General features: G+C 68.2%; 15 protein-coding genes. 5 read left to right on the top strand and 10 right to left on the bottom strand.

The features are described 5' to 3' along the window. The 7 genes from AC5Y7D_RS27215 to AC5Y7D_RS27185 all read right to left on the bottom strand — a co-directional run. A partial coding sequence (locus AC5Y7D_RS27215; protein ID WP_499928969.1) for a PE family protein occupies positions 1-713 on the bottom strand: 713 nt, incomplete at its 3' end. Positions 714-975: 262 nt separating this feature from the next. Beyond that, complete coding sequence (locus AC5Y7D_RS27210) at positions 976-2631, bottom strand: PE family protein (RefSeq protein WP_499928967.1); 1656 nt, start codon at positions 2629-2631, stop codon at positions 976-978. Between the two features lie 130 nt (positions 2632-2761). Further along, positions 2762-4792: a peptidoglycan D,D-transpeptidase FtsI family protein gene (locus AC5Y7D_RS27205; RefSeq protein WP_499928965.1), complete on the bottom strand. Its 2031-nt coding sequence runs from the start codon at positions 4790-4792 to the stop codon at positions 2762-2764. Next, the gene (gene ftsL, locus AC5Y7D_RS27200; RefSeq protein WP_499928963.1) at positions 4789-5937 is read right to left on the bottom strand and encodes a cell division protein FtsL; all 1149 of its coding nucleotides are present in this window, start codon (positions 5935-5937) and stop codon (positions 4789-4791) included. Before ftsL ends, AC5Y7D_RS27205 begins: the two co-directional genes overlap by 4 nt. Further along, on the bottom strand, positions 5934-6947 hold the full coding sequence (gene rsmH / locus AC5Y7D_RS27195; RefSeq protein WP_499928961.1) for a 16S rRNA (cytosine(1402)-N(4))-methyltransferase RsmH: 1014 nt from the start codon (positions 6945-6947) through the stop codon (positions 5934-5936). Before rsmH ends, ftsL begins: the two co-directional genes overlap by 4 nt. A gap of 139 nt (positions 6948-7086) precedes the next feature. After that, on the bottom strand, positions 7087-7518 hold the full coding sequence (gene mraZ, locus AC5Y7D_RS27190) for a division/cell wall cluster transcriptional repressor MraZ (RefSeq protein WP_459362405.1): 432 nt from the start codon (positions 7516-7518) through the stop codon (positions 7087-7089). A gap of 399 nt (positions 7519-7917) precedes the next feature. Then, positions 7918-8322, bottom strand: coding sequence for an SCO2097 family morphological protein (locus AC5Y7D_RS27185; RefSeq protein WP_499928958.1), 405 nt, complete (start codon positions 8320-8322; stop codon positions 7918-7920). A gap of 284 nt (positions 8323-8606) precedes the next feature. Here AC5Y7D_RS27185 and AC5Y7D_RS27180 point away from each other — a divergent pair, with 284 nt between their 5' ends. Then, positions 8607-9221 (top strand): GNAT family N-acetyltransferase, encoded by a 615-nt coding sequence (locus AC5Y7D_RS27180; RefSeq protein WP_499928956.1) that lies wholly within the window; start codon positions 8607-8609, stop codon positions 9219-9221. Positions 9222-9345: 124 nt separating this feature from the next. Then, positions 9346-9993, top strand: coding sequence for a lipoprotein LppM (gene lppM, locus AC5Y7D_RS27175; protein ID WP_499928979.1), 648 nt, complete (start codon positions 9346-9348; stop codon positions 9991-9993). Here lppM and AC5Y7D_RS27170 read toward each other — a convergent pair. After that, a complete protein-coding gene (locus tag AC5Y7D_RS27170) occupies positions 9990-10883 on the bottom strand; it encodes a mycobacterial-type methylenetetrahydrofolate reductase (protein ID WP_499928954.1) in 894 nt (297 codons plus the stop codon). The genes lppM and AC5Y7D_RS27170 overlap by 4 nt on opposite strands. Before the next feature lie 182 nt (positions 10884-11065). Here AC5Y7D_RS27170 and idsA2 point away from each other — a divergent pair, with 182 nt between their 5' ends. Beyond that, on the top strand, positions 11066-12157 hold the full coding sequence (gene idsA2, locus AC5Y7D_RS27165) for a bifunctional (2E,6E)-farnesyl/geranyl diphosphate synthase (RefSeq protein ID WP_499928952.1): 1092 nt from the start codon (positions 11066-11068) through the stop codon (positions 12155-12157). Between the two features lie 4 nt (positions 12158-12161). Next, positions 12162-13685, top strand: a complete 1524-nt coding sequence (locus AC5Y7D_RS27160) for an alpha-(1->6)-mannopyranosyltransferase A (protein WP_499928951.1) — start codon at positions 12162-12164, stop codon at positions 13683-13685. On the opposite strand, the gene AC5Y7D_RS27155 is transcribed toward AC5Y7D_RS27160, so the two are convergent. Continuing rightward, a complete protein-coding gene (locus AC5Y7D_RS27155) occupies positions 13672-14076 on the bottom strand; it encodes an Rv2175c family DNA-binding protein (protein ID WP_499928950.1) in 405 nt (134 codons plus the stop codon). The genes AC5Y7D_RS27160 and AC5Y7D_RS27155 overlap by 14 nt on opposite strands. Before the next feature lie 81 nt (positions 14077-14157). Here AC5Y7D_RS27155 and AC5Y7D_RS27150 point away from each other — a divergent pair, with 81 nt between their 5' ends. Continuing rightward, complete coding sequence (locus AC5Y7D_RS27150) at positions 14158-15426, top strand: protein kinase domain-containing protein (protein WP_499928948.1); 1269 nt, start codon at positions 14158-14160, stop codon at positions 15424-15426. Here the strand turns inward: AC5Y7D_RS27150 and AC5Y7D_RS27145 are convergent. Further along, the gene (locus tag AC5Y7D_RS27145) at positions 15423-16820 is read right to left on the bottom strand and encodes a class II 3-deoxy-7-phosphoheptulonate synthase (RefSeq protein WP_499928946.1); all 1398 of its coding nucleotides are present in this window, start codon (positions 16818-16820) and stop codon (positions 15423-15425) included. The two genes, AC5Y7D_RS27150 and AC5Y7D_RS27145, sit on opposite strands and share 4 nt — an antisense overlap. Between the last annotated feature and the right edge of the window lie 28 nt (positions 16821-16848).

Below are 16848 nucleotides of genomic sequence, written 5' to 3'. Positions count from 1 at the left end.
CCGCCGGCGTTGCCGCCGGCACCGCCGGCTCCACCCCACCCTATGAGCGAGGCGTTACCGCCGGCCCCGCCCGCTCCGCCATTCCCGAAAACCACCGATTCTCCGCCGACGCCACCGGCGCCGCCGCTGCCGATCAACCACCCGCCGTTGCCGCCCGCGCCGCCGACGCCGCCGCGGAAACCGGCACCGCCCGCTCCGCCATTGCCGATCAATCCGGCGGCACCACCGCTGCCGCCATTCTGCAGGTCTAGCCCGCTGTTGTAGCTGAAGCCATTGCCGCCGTTGCCGATGAGCAGTCCACCCGCACCCCCGTTCGGACTGGCCGCTGTGCCGTTGGCACCATTACCGATCAGCGGACGCCCCAACAGCGCCAGAGTGGGCGCGTTCACCACACCGAGGACATTGCTTTCCAACGCCTGCAACGGCGTGGCACTGGCCGCATCGGCGGCCGCATAGGCTCCACCGGCCGCAGTCAAGGTCTGCAGAAAACTCTCATGAAACGCTGTCGCCGCAGCGCTCAACGACTGATATTGCAGGCCGTGACTACTGAACACCGCAGTGACCGCCGCGGATATCTCGTCGGCTCCGGCGGACAGTATCTCGGTTGTCGACGCCGCGGCGGCCGCATTCGCGCTCTGCAGCGCGGACCCGACGCCCGCTATCTGCTGTGCAGCGGCGCCCAGCATTTCCGGAACAGCAATGACAAATGACATCGGACTCCTCCTGATGCGTCGCGGGCAGGCCCGAATTTCCTGCTTTTCCACGAGCGGCAGGAGTCAGTATGCATAGCCGCGGCGGCTTCGAAGCCGCATTTGCCGAAATGACTTCATGGTGTCGACCCACTGATCTACGGCACCGTCTGTCACATTGCCTCGAAGGTGACCAATGGTCCCAGTTTCGCTGACAGCTGCCACCTTTCGCGCTGCATCGGCGAGCCTGACAACCCGGCACCGCAGTACATCGCGCGCCGTGCAGCTAGGGCGATCCGTTCGTGCCGTTGGCGCCGAAGATCACACCTCCGGTGCCGCCGGCACCTCCGGCGCCGCCATTGGCGCCATTGCCGCCGTTACCGCCGTGTCCGAACAAGGTCGGGACGAAGGCGCCCTGGTTGATCGCCCCGACGCTGCCGCCGGCGCCGCCGCTGGCAGGGCCGCCGCCGGGGCCGGTGTCGCCGCCGTTGCCGCCGTTGCCGCCGTTGCCGAAGCTGAAGATGCCGCCGGCGTCGCCGCCCTCACCGCCGATGCCGCCGGCGGCGATGATGCTGCCGCCGCCCACACCACCGTGACCGCCGGCACCCAGGCCCGCGACAAGAACGCCCCCACCGCCCGCTCCGCCGGCACCGCCGACGCCGTCGACGCTGAAGCCGCCGGCACCGCCGACACCGCCCACACCCAGACCCGTGATCGCAGCTCCGGTGCCGCCCGCACCGCCCGCTCCGCCGGCGTTGATGTTGGAGCCGCCACCGATGCTGCCGGCCCCACCGACGCCTACACCGAGGACCGCCGCTCCGGTGCCGCCTGACCCGCCCGCGCCGCCACCGGCGGCGCCAAAGCCACCCATGCCGCTGACACCGCCCTGCGCATAGCCGAGTAACACACCGGCGGCGCCCCCAGTGCCCCCGGCGCCGCCGATACCGCCGACGGAATCCAGAGCCGCACCGCCGGCACCACCGGCACCACCGAGGGCGAGGAAGTAGCCCCCGCCGGTGCCGCCCGCGCCACCGGCACCGCCTATCGACCCGCCCAATCCGCCGGCCCCGCCGGCACCGCTAAGACTGAAGACCAGACCGCTGGCTTCGCCGCCCGCGCCCCCGGCGCCGCCGCTGGTTGAGCCGAACCCGCCGGCCCCGCCGGTGCCGCCGAAGGCGACGAGTCTTCCGCCTGCACCGCCGATCCCACCGACCCCACCGGTTCCCTGCTGGGAGTCGCCACCGGCACCACCGTTACCGCCCCAGCCGATGAGTGGAGCGTTGCCGCCGGCCCCGCCCGCACCGCCGGTGCCGCCAGGCATAAACACCCCGCCCCCGACCCCGCCGGCTCCACCGCTGCCGATCAGCCAGCCTCCGCTGCCGCCGGAACCGCCGGTCCCGCCGGCGAAGCCATTGCCGCCCGCTCCGCCGTTACCGATCAAGCCGGCGGCACCGCCGCTGCCGCCATTCTGCAGGTCTAGCCCGCTGTTGTAGCTGAAGCCATTGCCGCCGTTGCCGATGAGCAGTCCACCCGCACCGCCGTTCGGACTGGCCGCTGTGCCGTTGGCACCATTACCGATCAGCGGACGCCCCAACAGCGCCAGAGTGGGCGCGTTCACCACACCGAGGACACTGCTTTCCAACGCCTGCAACGGCGTGGCACTGGCCGCATCGGCGGCCGCATAGGCTCCACCGGCCGCAGTCAAGGTCTGCAGAAAACTCTCATGAAACGCTGCGGCCGCAGCGCTCAACGACTGATATTGCAGGCCGTGACTACTGAACACCGCAGTGACCGCCGCGGATATCTCGTCAGCTCCGGCGGACAGTATCTCGGTTGTCGACGCCGCGGCGGCCGCGCTCGCACTGTGCAGCGACGAACCGATGTTCGCCACCTGCCGCGCAGTCGTTCCCAGCACATCCGGAGCAACAGAAACAAACGACATCGACAGCCTTCCCGACAGGTCGTCAAACAGGAACCAAAGGCTGCCAGTATGCACAGCCGAGACGAATTCCGGCGGCCGTTCTGCCGAAATGTTCGGATACTGTGGATGATCGGCTACGCGCCCGAGGCGGTTACATCGCCTGCAGCGTGAGCGGCGGTCCCGGATCCGGTGACAACGGCACGTTTTCGCGCTGCATCAACCAGCCCGCGATGTTGTGGAACAGGGGCGCCGCCGAATGCCCCGGTGTGCCGTCGGCGTTGCGTTGCGGATTGTCCATCATGATGCCGATGACATATCGGGGATTGTCGACAGTCGCCATGCCGGCGAAGGTGATCCAGTAGACGTCGTCGAAATAGCAGCCACAGCCCGGGTTGATCTGCTGTGCGGTTCCGGTCTTTCCGGCCATCTGGTAACCCGGCACCGCGGCCGCGGGACCGGTGCCCTGCTGGTAGCCCATCGGGTCATGTTGCACGACGGCACGTAGCATCTGGCGCACCGTCTGCGCGGTCTGGGCCGACACCACCCGAATGCCGTCTGGACGCGGTTCTTCGGTACGGGAGCCGTCGGCGCCGATGGTGGCCTTGAGGATGCGCGGCGGGACTCGCACCCCGTCATTCGCGATGGCCTGATACATGCCGGCCATCTGCAGCAGTGTCATCGAAACACCCTGCCCGATAGGCAGATTGGAGAAGGTGCTGCCCGACCACTGGTCGATCGGCGGCACCAGGCCGGCGCTCTCACCGGGCAGCCCGACACCGGTACGCTGGCCCAGCCCGAATTTGCGGACCATGTCATAGAAGCGCTCCGGACCCACCCGCTGCGCCAGCATCAGGGTGCCGACATTGGAGGACTTCCCGAATACACCGGTCGTGGTGTAGGGCATCACGCCGTGCTCCCACGCATCATGCACCGTGACGCCGCCCATCGAGATGGTGCCGGGCACCTGCAGCACCTCGTCGGGGTTGGACAGGCCGTATTCGATGACCGAGGACGCGGTGATGATCTTGTTCACCGATCCCGGTTCGAAGGGCGAGGACACCGGCAGGTTGCCCAGTTGGCGGTCGCCCTGTCGTCCGATGTCCTGCGACGGGTCGAAGGTGTTGTCGTTGGCCATCGCCAGCACTTCGCCGGTCTTGGCGTCGAGCACCACCGCGGAGACGGTGTGGGCTCCGGACACGTTCTTGGCCTGCTGCACCTGCTGCTGCACGTAGAACTGGATGTCGTCGTCCAGGGTGAGTTGGACGGTGGAACCGTGCACCGCTTTGTGCCGGTTGCGGTAGCTGCCGGGGATGACGACGCCGTCGGAGCCACGGTCGTAAGTGACCGAACCGTCGGTGCCGGCCAGCATGGCGTCCAGGGAGTCCTCGAGGCCCAGCAGACCGTGTCCGTCCCAGTCGATGCCGCCGACGATATTCGCTGCCAGCGACCCTCCCGGGTACTGACGCAGGTCCTGGCGCTCGGAACCCACCTCGGGATACTTGGCCGAAATCGCGTGCGCCACAGCGGGATCGACATTGCGCGCCAGATAGACGAACGAGTCGTTGCCCTGCAGCTTCTTCAGCAGCGTCGAAGTGTCCGGCTTGTTGTTCAGCTTGCCCGCGATGTCTTTGGCGATGTCCTTGAGCCGCTCCTGCGGGTCGGGCGCGCGCGAAGACTTCTTCTTGGCCTCCTCGAGTTGCTGGCGAACTCGCTTGGGCTGGAAGGTCAATGCGCGGGCCTCGATGGTGAAGGCGAGCCGGTCGTTGTGCCGGTCGATGATGGCGCCGCGGACGGCCCGTTCGACGTCGGTGACCTTGAGCTGGCCGGCTGCCTGGGCATTAAGCGCCGCGGCGTTGGAGACCTGCAGGTAGAACAGCTGCGTGATGGCCACCAGCATCAGCACGCCGATGACGGCGTTTCCCGCCCGGTGACGAAAGACGAACGATGCGCCGCGGCTGGTCACCTCGACCACCTGGCGGGTGCGCCGCTCCTTTGCCGAGCGTCCCGTCTCCGGCCGTGCGCCGGCGCGGGAGTTTTGGGCTTCCTTGGGTTTCCGGACTCGCTTGGGTTGGCCGACGTCGGTACCGGACCGGTCCTTGCGTCCGTTGGCCCGTCCCTGATCCTCGGGCGGCCGGCCGGGACTGCGCGCCTGCCGGCCCCGCCGCGCCTCGCCGCGGTTCATCGGGGGATCCCTGGCACCGCCGGAGCCGAGGGCGCGACCGGGGCGAACTGTTCGGTGTTGGCCGGTGGGGGCAACGGCGAATCGTGGATCGGGTTAGGCACCGTCGCAGGCTGTGGCATCGGTGGCGGCAGTTGAGCCGGCACCGGAGCGGGATATGACGACAGTGGGCCGTGTATGTCAGGCACCTGACCCGGCACCGTCGGCACCTGACCCGGCACCGTCGGCACCTGACCCGGCACCGTCGGCACCTGGCCCGGCACCGTCGGCACCTGACCCGGCACCGTCGGCACCTGGCCCGGCGCCTGCAGGTGGGGATCCAACGTCGATGCCCCGTCGGGCCCGCGCAGCAGCACTTGCGGACCGGGCCGTGCGGGCGGCGCCGGGTCACCTGGAGCGGGCAGCACACGAACGGCCACCTCGGGGGGAGTCACCGGCGGTTTCGGCGGTGCCGGTGGCGCCTCGTCGGGCAGCTTGGCATTCAGCGGCGGTGGCTGAACGCCGTCAGCGGGCTTGGGCGTGCCCACCACCACCCAGTTACCGTCCGGAGCCTGGACCAGGTGCGCGGTGTCCCGGGTGGGAATCATGCCTTGTTTGCGTGCCGCCTCGGCCAGCGCCGGCGCCGACTCCGCCTCACGCACATCGCGTTCGAGCGCTTCCTTCTGCTGTTGCAGTAGGTGGGTCCGCTCCCGGGCATGGCTCAGCTGATAGGAACGCTCGGCGGCGTCGGTGGACAACCACAACGTCAGGCCCAGCCCGACGCCGAGCGAACCGATGACCAGCACGACGAAGGGAACCTTGCTTATCAGGGTCTGCGGCCGCAGGTCTATCTCAGCCAGTCTGGCGGCCAGCCGTTCCGTCAGCTTCGGCCGAACGACCTTCGGCGCTTTGGCTTTTCGCGCCTTGGCCCGCGCCTTGGCCTGACTGGCGTTCTTGGCCCGCACCGGCCGGTCGACGGGCCGGGCGGTCGGGCTGGTCTGTGGTCCCGACCGCGGCACCCGAGCCTCACGAGTGGGCGCCGCCGGCTTGTCGGCACGTCCCCGACCGCGGCGCGACGGCGACTCCACCGCGCTGGGACGGGCGGCACCGGCACGTCGCCCGCGGCGTTCACTCTCCCGCCGTTTGGTCGTCTCGCGCTGTGCGCTCATGCCTGTGCCCTCCCGCTCGCGTGCTCAATTCGTTGCAGGGCCCGCAGCCGGACCGGGGCGCTGCGCGGATTGCGTTCCAACTCGGCCGCATCGGCTTTTACCGCTCCGTGTGTCAATGAGCGGAACAGTGGCCCATGGCCGGGGAGTTCGACCGGCAGACCCGGCGGTGTCCGGGAGGCGGTCGCGTCGGCGAACAGACGCTTGACGATCCGATCCTCCAGCGACTGATAGGCCATCACCACGATGCGCCCGCCTACGCCGAGCGCGTCCAGCGCGGCGGGGAGGGCAGTGCGCAGTGACGCCAGCTCGTCGTTGACCGCCACGCGCAGCGCCTGAAACGTCCGTTTGGCCGGATGCCCGCCGGTGCGCCGGGCCGCCGCCGGAATCGCCTCGTAGAGCAAGGCCACCAACTCCGACGTCGAAGTGAACGGGTGGCGGGCGCGCCGACGGACGATCTGAGCGGCGATGCGGCGCGCGAACCGCTCCTCACCGTAGCGGTGCAGAATGTCGGACAGCTCCGCCTCGCTGTAGGTGTTGACGATGTCAGCCGCCGTCAGTGGTGACGACTGGTCCATCCGCATGTCCAGCGGCGCGTCTTTGGCGTAGGCGAAGCCGCGCTCGGCGCGGTCGAGTTGCATCGACGAGACACCGAGATCGAACAGCACGCCGTCCACCGATTCGACTGTGCTGCAACCCGATTCGTTCAGCGCGGTAGCAATGCCGTCGTAGCGCGTGTGCACCAGGGTGACCCGGTCAGCAAAGGGGGCCAGCCGGTCGCGGGCGATATCCAGCGCACTCGGGTCCCGATCGAGTCCGATCAGACGCAGGCCCGGCAGCTCGGTCAGGAACCGCTCGGCATGCCCGCCGGCACCGAGGGTTGCGTCGACGAGGACGGCGTTTGTGCCGTCGGAGCGATAGCGGGTCAGCGCCGGGGCAAGCAGGTCGACGCAGCGTTCGGCCAGGACTGGGATATGGCCGAAATCGCCTGCGCCGGAGGCTGGGTCAGGCATGGCGATACCTCCCCCGCTCGAGCCGCGCCGGTTTACCCGTCTCGTCCGTGCACCGAGGCCCCTGTCCGACACGCACCTGGCGTTGGGGAAGTACGCCAGGGTCGGTTCGGGCAGAGACCACGGTGCACAGGCATGCACCTCAGAAGATGTCGCCGAGTGCTTCATCGCTTGCCGCGGAGAAGTTCTCTTCATGGATCTGCTGATAGTTGTTCCAGGCCTGCGCATCCCAGATCTCGAGGTAATCGACCGCGCCGATCACCACGCAATCCTTCGACAGGCCCGCGTAGCGGCGGTGGTCGGCCGACAGGGTGATGCGGCCCTGCGCGTCGGGATGCTGTTCGTCAGTGCCGGCGGCCAGGTTTCGCAGGAAGGCCCGCGCCTCCGGGTTGCTGCGGGGCGCCTTGCTCGCCCGGCGTGCCAACTGCTCGAACTCCGCTCGTGGGTAGACCGCGAGGCTGTGGTCTTGACTCTTGGTGACCATCAACCCCCCTGCCAACGCGTCGCGGAACTTGGCCGGCAGCGTGAGCCGCCCCTTGTCGTCGAGCTTGGGCGTGTAGGTGCCGAGAAACACTGGGGCACCTCCAACTTGCTTCTCACCCAAACACTTCGGCCACCATACCCCACAACCCCCCACTTCGCCCCATAAACACCCCCTCCGCGCGTCCAGCTCTCGCGTTTTCCCACGGCGGGCTGGTCATGGCGGCGATCCGGCCCTTGCCAGAAGCCGGCTCAAGCCAACGAAAAGCCATGCCAGAAAACATGATTCGGTCGGCTGGCGCGCAGTGGGGCACAGTGGGGAGCAGTGGACACAACTGCGCTACAAGTGGGGCACGAGATGGCTTCACCCGGCTTGGACGGCGTGTCGAAGCGACCGGGTCTGCAACGCTGGTCTCGGCGCCTCCACCGGGGCGTCGCACAACGAAACGGGGCAGCCCGCTTGGGCTACCCCGTTATGTCGTCTTGGGTGGGACTATTCGTCGAACCGGCGGCGGAACCGGTCCTCCATGCGACTGGTGAACGAGCCGCCGGATCCCTTGGCCCGACGCTGTCGCGACGAACCCGCCGCGGGGCCACCCTGGTCCGGCCTACCGGACAGCCGGCGACCGGTCACCGCGTACACCACGCCGGCGAACATGACGAGGAAGCCGAGCACGCTGAGAATGGGGAAGCTTCCGATCATCGTGGCCTTGAATGCCACGCCGGAAACGAGCATGCCCAATCCGACGGTGAACAGCGCCGTACCCTGAAGGCGCCGTCGCGCGGTCGGAGCCCGGAAGCCGCCGCCGCGCACACTCGACGCGAACTTGGGATCCTCGGCATAGAGAGCGCTCTCGATCTGATCGAGCATTCGCTGCTCATGATCGGAGAGTGGCATTCGTCCCTCCTTGCCGACACACAGTCACGTAGCCATCAGTAGCACGCACTTCGCCCATTTGTTAGGGCACTTAACTCCGATGATACGAGCTCATTCTGCGCCGTACCACTGGTTCGCAGGCGATTCTATCTCGGCGACGCCAGTGCGACGTGATCGGTCACGACCGCGTGGCGGTGCAACCGGTCACACCGCGGCCCGGCGCCCAGTCGCCGACCCTAGAACGCCGCGTCCGATACTGGAACCACCCGGAGCCCAGCCGCAGCCGATGAAAGGGACACCGCAAGTTGGCGACTTTCCTCATCGACCTGTCGGCCAAGGACATGGAGCGCCGCCTCGGCGAGGCCCTGAGCGTCTACGTCGATGCGATGCGTTACCCCAAGGGCACCGAGCACCAGCGAGCCGCCATGTGGCTGGAACACACCCGGCGGCGCGGCTGGAAGGCCGTCGCCGCCGTCGAGGTCGCCGCCGACGAGGCGAACGCCGGTAAGCCGGGCGGGCCGTCGGAGGGCGAACTGAGCACCGCACCACTGGTCGGCATCGCTTACGGCTACCCAGGGGCGCCCGGCCAGTGGTGGCAACAGCAGGTCGTCCTGGGACTGCAACGCAGCGGCTTTCCCCCCGATGCGATCGACCGGCTGATGAACAGCTATTTCGAGTTGACCGAACTGCACATCCACCCGCGCGCCCAGGGGCGCGGCCTCGGTGAGGCGCTGGCCCGTCGCCTGCTCGCGGGGCGGGACGAGAACAACGTCCTGCTGTCCACCCCGGAGAACAACGGCGAGACCAACCGGGCCTGGCGGCTGTACCGGCGCCTGGGATTCACCGACGTCATCCGCGGCTACTACTTCGCCGGGGACCCGAGGGCATTCGCGATTCTTGGTCGGGCACTGCCCCTGTAAACCCCTCGACCATGAATGGCACCGGGTCTGGCACGATGACCTGGTGCGAGCCAGCTCTCTCCCGCTACCAGCCCGCGGATTCCGCAACATCGGCGCTCGAAAGCGCCGCTTGCTGGCCGTCCTGATGCTGCTGATGCTGGTGCCGCTGGCCACCGGGTGCCTGCGGGTGCGCGCGTCCCTGACGATCTCTCCCGACGACCTGGTGTCCGGCGAGATCATCGCCGCGGCGAAGCCGAAGAACAACAAGGACACCGGGCCGCAGCTCGACACGAACCTGCCGTTCAGTCAGAAGGTCGCCGTATCCAACTACGACAGCGACGGCTACGTGGGGTCGCAGGCGGTCTTCTCCGACCTGTCATTCGCCGAGTTGCCGCAGCTGGCCCACATGAACTCCGACGCCGCCGGGGTCAACCTGTCGCTGCGCCGCAACGGCAACCTGGTGATCCTGGAGGGCCGGGCCGACCTGACCTCACTGACCGACCCGGACGCCGACATCGAGTTGACCGTCGCCTTCCCCGGGACGGTGACCTCCACGAACGGCGACCGGATCGAACCCGAAGTGGTGCAGTGGAAGCTGAAACCGGGCGTGGTGAGCACCATGACCGCGCAGGCCCGCTACACCGACCCCAACACCCGATCGTTCACCGGGGCCGGGATTTGGCTGGGCATCGCGTCGTTCGCGGCCGCCGGCGTCGTGGCCATGCTGGCGTGGATCAGCCGCGACCGCTCACCCCGCTTCACCACGTCCGGCGATCAGACCTCGTCTGGTTAGCACCGGTCAGGCGCCCAGTAGGCGAGCATCTCGGCGAACGTCTCGAAGGCCGGACCGGATACGCCGTAGGTCGCTTCGAAGTGGATGCTCAACGGGAAACCGAGATCGGCCACACCGTCGACCACCCGCTGGTACAGGTCGACCAGCAACCGGCGCTTGTGCGCGGGTTCGCTGGCGGCCAGCGTACTGACGAACTCCTGCTCGTCAGCCACCGCCGGGTTGCCCGGGTCCTGGATCAACCAGTTGATCAGGCCAACGCGGGTCTCCAGTTTGGGGACGAAGCCGAACGACAGCAGGATCTCGGGCCGGTGATCGGTCTCTTCGGCGAACTCGGCCAGAAATCGCACGATCGCGTCGGAATACAACAGCTGGGTCATTCCGTAGGTTGCGCCCTGGTTGCACTTGAAGTTGAACCGGCCCTGCTCCCCTTCCCGCGTGGGGATCACGATCACACCGCGGTTGGCCACCGCGTCCCGATAGATGGACAACGCGTCGGTGGGTGCGACGCCGGAGCCCTCCCCGTCGTTCATGGTGCGCGGCACCCCGACGAACACGACGCCCTCCATGCCGGCCTCGGTAAGCTCGGCCAGCCGCACGCCCAGAGCTGCCTCGTCCGTGAACGCGGTGACCTGCGTGCACAAGCCGCGCATGCCGGGCAACTGCGGTTTGATGATCGACCAGAAATCCAGCACGTCCAGCTTGGGCTTCATCGGAACCGGGCGATCGTCGTCCTCGGCGATCATGCCGGGGATCATGACGTGCCGGATGCGGCCGTCCAGCCCCGACTCTGCCGAGTACCGCACCACTTTCTGCGCGTCTTCTGCTGCCTTCTCCCGTCCCCCGTCCACGTTCGGCGGCACCAGCTCCAGCGCGATGGTGTTGAGCGTCACCCGGCTCCTCTCTTTCTCTTGCGTGCTGCGCCATCCCGGGCTCCCCCAAGCCGGGCCACCACGACAGCATAGGGGCGGCTGGTGCGTCGACCGTAGCGCCGGGGGTTGCCACCGGGCCGCCGGCATCCAGGCGGCATACACTGTCGGGCCAGAAGCACGCCGACCAGAAAGGGGCACCTCCGGTGAGCTTGGAAGCATCGGCAACCGTGGAGGTAGCCGGTGCCATCACCGAACAACTGCGACGGTATCTGCACGACCGTCGCAGCGAATCCGCCTATCTCGGCGCCGACTACACCGCGTTGACCGGCTGGCTGGAGGACTTCGTCCTGGGCGGCGGCAAGCGGATGCGGCCGGTCTTCGCCTACTGGGGTTGGGATGCGGTGACCACCGAGCCGCCCGATGCGGATGCACTGCTGTTGTTCGCCGCGCTGGAGTTGCTGCACGCGTTCGCGCTGATCCACGACGACGTCATCGACGCCTCGGCTACCCGCCGCGGCAGACCGACCGCTCACGTCCATTTCGCCGCACTGCACCGCGAACGCGGCTGGCGCGGCGCGGCCGAGGAGTTCGGCGTATCGGCGGCGATTCTGCTCGGCGACATCGCACACGCCTGGGCGGGCGACGTCGTCGCAGGGGCCGGTCTGTGCCCCGCAGCCCGGGATCGGGTGCAGCGGGTCTGGTCGGATATCCGCACCGAGGTGCTGGGTGGACAGTTTCTCGACATCGTCGCCGAGGTGTCGGTACCGGCATCCGCTGCCGAGTCGCTCGCAGCGGCGATGACGGTCGCGACCTACAAAACCGCCTCCTATACGGTGTCGCGGCCCCTGCAGTTGGGGGCGGCGGCCGCTGCCGACCGACCCGACGTGATGGCCGCCTTCCACCACTTCGGGACCGACCTCGGGGTGGCGTTCCAGCTTCGCGACGACGTGCTGGGAGTGTTCGGCGACCCCTCGGTGACGGGCAAACCCTCCGGCGACGACCTGCGCTCGGGCAAGCGCACCGTGCTGCTGGCCGAGGCCACGCAGTTGGCCGACGAGTCAGACCCTGCGGCGGCCGACCTGTTGCGCACCCTGGTCGGTACCGAGTTGACGGATGCGCAGGTATGCCAACTGCGCACGGTGATCGAGGATCTGGGCGCGTTGGCCGCCGCGGAGACCCGGATCACCGAACTCACCCAGCGGGCGCTGGCCACATTGTCCGCGGCACCCATCAACCCGACGGCCAAGGCGGGATTGTCCGAACTGGCCCGCCTGGCCACCGATCGGACTGCCTGACCCCATGTCGAGTCCGGCCACCGCCCCGCCCGGAGAGACTTTCCGGCAACGCCTTTCCCGGTTCCGGGTGTTCGCCACCGCCCCGGCCGGCGGACCGGCGCGGCTGGGCTTCCTGGGCGCGGTACTCATCACCACCGGCGGTCTGGGCGCCGGCAGTACCCGTCAGCACGACCCGGTGCTCGAGTCGATCCACATGTCATGGATGCGGTTCGGGCACGGCCTGGTGTTGTCGTCGATCCTGCTGTGGGTGGGCGTCGGCCTGATGCTGATCGCGTGGCTGCGGCTGGGTCGCCATTGCCTGGCCGGCGCGACCACCGAGTTCACCATGCGGGCCACCACCGCGTTCTGGCTGGCGCCGCTGCTGTTGTCGGTGCCGGTGTTCAGCCGAGACACCTACTCGTACCTGGCCCAGGGCGCACTGCTGCGCGATGGCCTGGACCCGTACGCGGTCGGTCCGGTCGGCAATCCCAACTCACTGCTGGACGACGTCTCACCCATCTGGACCATCACCACGGCGCCCTATGGCCCGGCGTTCATCCTGGTGGCCAAGCTGGTCACGATGATCGTCGGCAACAACGTCGTCGCCGGCACCATGCTGCTGCGGCTGTGCATGCTGCCCGGGCTGGCGCTGTTGATCTGGGCCGCTCCACGGCTGGCGCACCATCTGGGCACTGACGGCGCCAAGGCGCTGTGGATCTGCGTCCTCAACCCGCTGGTGCTGATCCACCTGATGGGCGGGGTGCACAACGAGATGCTGATGGTGGGCCTGATGGCCGCCGGTATCGCACTCACCCTGCAACGCCGCCACGTCGCCGGAATCACGCTGCTCACCATCGCGATCGCGGTGAAGGCCACCGCGGGACTCGCGCTGCCGTTCCTGTGCTGGGTGTGGATGCGTCACCTGCGCGAGGACCGCGGCTGGCGGCCGGTGCGGGCGTTCGGAACGGCCGTGCTGGCGTCGCTGACGATCTGTGTCGTCGGATTCGCGGTGCTGTCGTTGGCGGCCGGGGTGGGGCTGGGCTGGTTGACCGCGCTCGCCGGCTCCGTCAAGATCATCAACTGGCTGACCGTCCCTACCGCGGCGGCCAACCTCATCCACGCGTTCACCAGCGGTTTGTTCGCGGTGCAGTTCTACACCGTGCTGCGGATCGCCCGGCTGATCGGGATCATCGTCATTCTGGTGTCGCTGCCGGTGCTGTGGTGGCGCTTCCGCCGTGACGACCGGGACGCACTGCTGGGGATCTTCGGCGTGATGGTGGTCGTCGTGCTGTTCGTGCCTGCCGCATTGCCGTGGTACTACTCCTGGCCGCTGGCGGTGGTCGCCCCGCTGGCGCAGTCCCGACGGGCGATGGCGGCGATTGCCGGATTCTCGACGTGGATCATGGTCATCTTCAAGCCGGACGGGTCGCACGGCATGTATTCCTGGCTGCACGTCGGGCTGGCGACCGCCGCAGCAGTGGGGGCCTGGTATTCGTTGCACCGGGAGCCGGCGGGCAGTGCGGAACCGGCGCCGGTCAGTACGCCATAGCCTGCGCGCGGCGCACCACTTCGCGGGCCTGATGGGCATGCAGCGCATCGACGGGGCGGGCGTTGTTCAGGGCGTCCCGCGAGCCGTCGCGGGTGACCGTCAGCGACGGGTCCGGGGTGAACAACCAGCGCACGATCTCGGTGTCGCGGTAGCCGCCGTCGTGCAGGATCGTCAACAGGCCCGGCAAGCTCTTGACCACCTCGCCGGTGTTGGTGAAGAAAACCTGTGGCACCACTACGCCGCCGTCGCGGCGTACCGCGACCAGGTGCCCTTCCCGTAGCTGCCGGTGGACCTTGCTGACCGGTATGCCGAGGAGTTCGGCGACCCGGGAGAGGTCGTAGGTTGGCTCGTCAGGATCCAGAACATCGTCGCCGGCCGGAATGCTGCCCACGACCGTCAGTCTAGAACTTGCCGGGCGACCAAGTCTTCGGCTTAGCCTCCGTTCTGCCATCGAATTCCGCGTCCACCTACGATGGCCTCCGTGGTTGGAGGGGACCCGTTGGACAACGCCTTGCTGGACGGGCGGTACCTGGTGCAGGGCAAGATCGGCAGCGGTGGCACCTCGACGGTTTATCGCGGGCTGGACACCAGGCTGGACCGCCCGGTCGCATTGAAGGTGATGGACGCCCGCTACGCCGGCGATCAGCAGTTCCTCACCCGCTTCCAGCTCGAAGCCCGCACCGTCGCGAGGCTCAAGCATGCCGGGCTGGTCCCGGTCTACGACCAGGGCCAAGACGGCCGGCACCCGTTCCTGGTGATGGAGCTCGTCGAGGGCGGTACGCTGCGCGAGTTGCTGACCGAGCGCGGTCCCATGCCGCCGCACGCCGTGGCGGCCGTGCTGCGCCCGGTGCTGGGCGGGCTGGCCGTCGCGCATCGGGCCGGACTGGTGCACCGCGACGTCAAGCCCGAGAACGTACTGATCTCCGACGACGGCGAGGTCAAGATCGCCGACTTCGGATTGGTGCGCGCCGTCGCCGCCGCCGGAATCACCTCCAGCAGCGTCATCCTGGGCACCGCGGCGTATCTGTCGCCCGAGCAGGTCCGTGACGGCAACGCCGGTCCGCGCAGCGACGTGTACTCAGCCGGGGTTCTCACCTACGAGCTGCTGACCGGGCACACACCGTTCACCGGTGACACCACGTTGTCGATCGCGTATCAGCGACTGGACCATGATGTTCCGCCGCCCAGCGATGCAATCGACGGTGTGCCAACCCAATTCGACGAGTTTGTGGCGTGCGCGACAGCCCGCGACCCGGCACAGCGGTATGCCGATGCGGTCGAGATGGCGGCCGATCTGGAATCCATCGTCGAGGAGCTGGGTTTGCCCGAATTCCGGGTTCCGGCGCCGCGCAACTCGGCTCAACACCGGGCTTTGCAGCACAGCCGCATGACCCAGCCCACTGCCCGGCCGCGTCCCGGCGCGCCGGTTCCCAACCCCACCCGTCAGTTCACCCGTGAAGCGCAGGAGTTGGCCCAACCCGCTGCGTCAACCGAGCCGGACGACCTCGGCGACCTCGACGACCTCGACGAGCTCGGCGACCTGGACGACCTGGACGCCCTCGACGACGAATTCGCTGCTGAGCCTGGGCAATTCGCTGGAATTCCACTGGACGAGTTCGCCTGGGCACGCCAGCGCAACCGGCGCATGGTGCTCGTCTGGGTGGCGGTAGTGCTCACCCTCACCGGCCTGGTCGCGACCGCGGCCTGGACCATCGGCGTGCACTTGAGCACCCTGCTCTAATCCCGCAGCATCTCCGCGACCAGGAAGGCCAGCTCCAGCGACTGCTGGGTGTTCAGCCGGGGATCGCAAGCCGTCTCATAGCGGCCCGCCAGGTCGGTGTCGGAGATATCTTGTGCCCCGCCAAGGCATTCCGTGACGTTCTCACCGGTGATCTCGACGTGGATGCCGCCGGGGTGGGTGCCCAGTGCGCGGTGCACTTCGAAGAAGCCCTGCACCTCGTCGACGATGCGGTCGAAGTGCCGCGTCTTGTAGCCCGTCGACGACTCGTGGGTATTGCCGTGCATGGGGTCGCACTGCCAGATCACCTGGTGGCCCGCTGCCTGAACCTTCTCGATGATCGGGGGCAACACGTCGCGAACCTTGTTGTTGCCCAACCTGCTCACCAGGGTCAGCCGGCCCGGCTTGTTGTGCGGATCGAGCCGCTCGACGTATTCCACGGCCAACTCCGGCGTCATGGTGGGGCCGATCTTGACACCGATCGGGTTGGCGATCACCTCGGCGAATGCCAGGTGGGCACCGTCGAGTTGGCGGGTCCGCTCGCCGATCCACACCGTGTGCGCGGACAGGTCGTACAGTTTGGGTTCCCCGCCCTCGAGGTCGGGGTCATCGGACAGACGCAGCATGGCGCGCTCGTAGTCGAGCACCAGGGCTTCGTGGCTGGCGTAGATCTCCGCGGTCTGCAGGTTGCGGTCGGCCACTCCACAGGCGCTCATGAACCGCAACGCTCGGTCGATCTCGGATGCCAGCGCCTCGTACCGTGCACCGGCCGGCGAGGTCCGCACGAACTCACGGTTCCAGTCGTGCGCCAGATGCAGTGCGGAGAAGCCCGACGACGTCAGCGCACGCACCAGGTTCATGGCGGCGCTGGCGTTGGCGTAGGCCCGCACCAGCCGCGACGGGTCGTGGGCGCGCGCCGCGGCGTCGGCGGCGAAGCCGTTGATCATGTCGCCGCGGTAGGACTTCAGACCCAAAGCGTCGATGTCTGCCGAACGGGGCTTGGCGTACTGGCCGGCGATGCGGGCCACCTTCACCACCGGCATGCTGGCGCCGTAGGTCAGTACCACGGCCATCTGCAGCAGGGTTCGGATGTTGCCGCGGATATGAGGTTCGGTGTTGTCGGTGAACGTCTCCGCGCAGTCGCCGCCCTGCAGCAGGAACGCCTCGCCCCGGGCCACCTGCGCCAGCTGTTCCTGCAGCCGGACGATCTCCGACGGCACCGTCACCGGTGGCACGCTTTCCAGCACCTTGCGCATGGCCGCCGCCTCGTCGGCGTCCCAACTGGGCTGCTGGGCGGCCGGCTTGGCCAGCGCGGCGTCCAGCTGCGCACGCAGGTCGACAGGCAGCGGCGGCAGCGGCGGCAGCTGGTCGATCGGAATGTCGACGGTCCAGTTCATCGGTCCATGGTAACTGTGGCCGTTCAAC

The sequence above is a fragment of the Mycobacterium sp. NGS49 genome, assembly GCF_059812565.1.
This window is presented reverse-complemented; position numbering and strand designations above follow the sequence as displayed.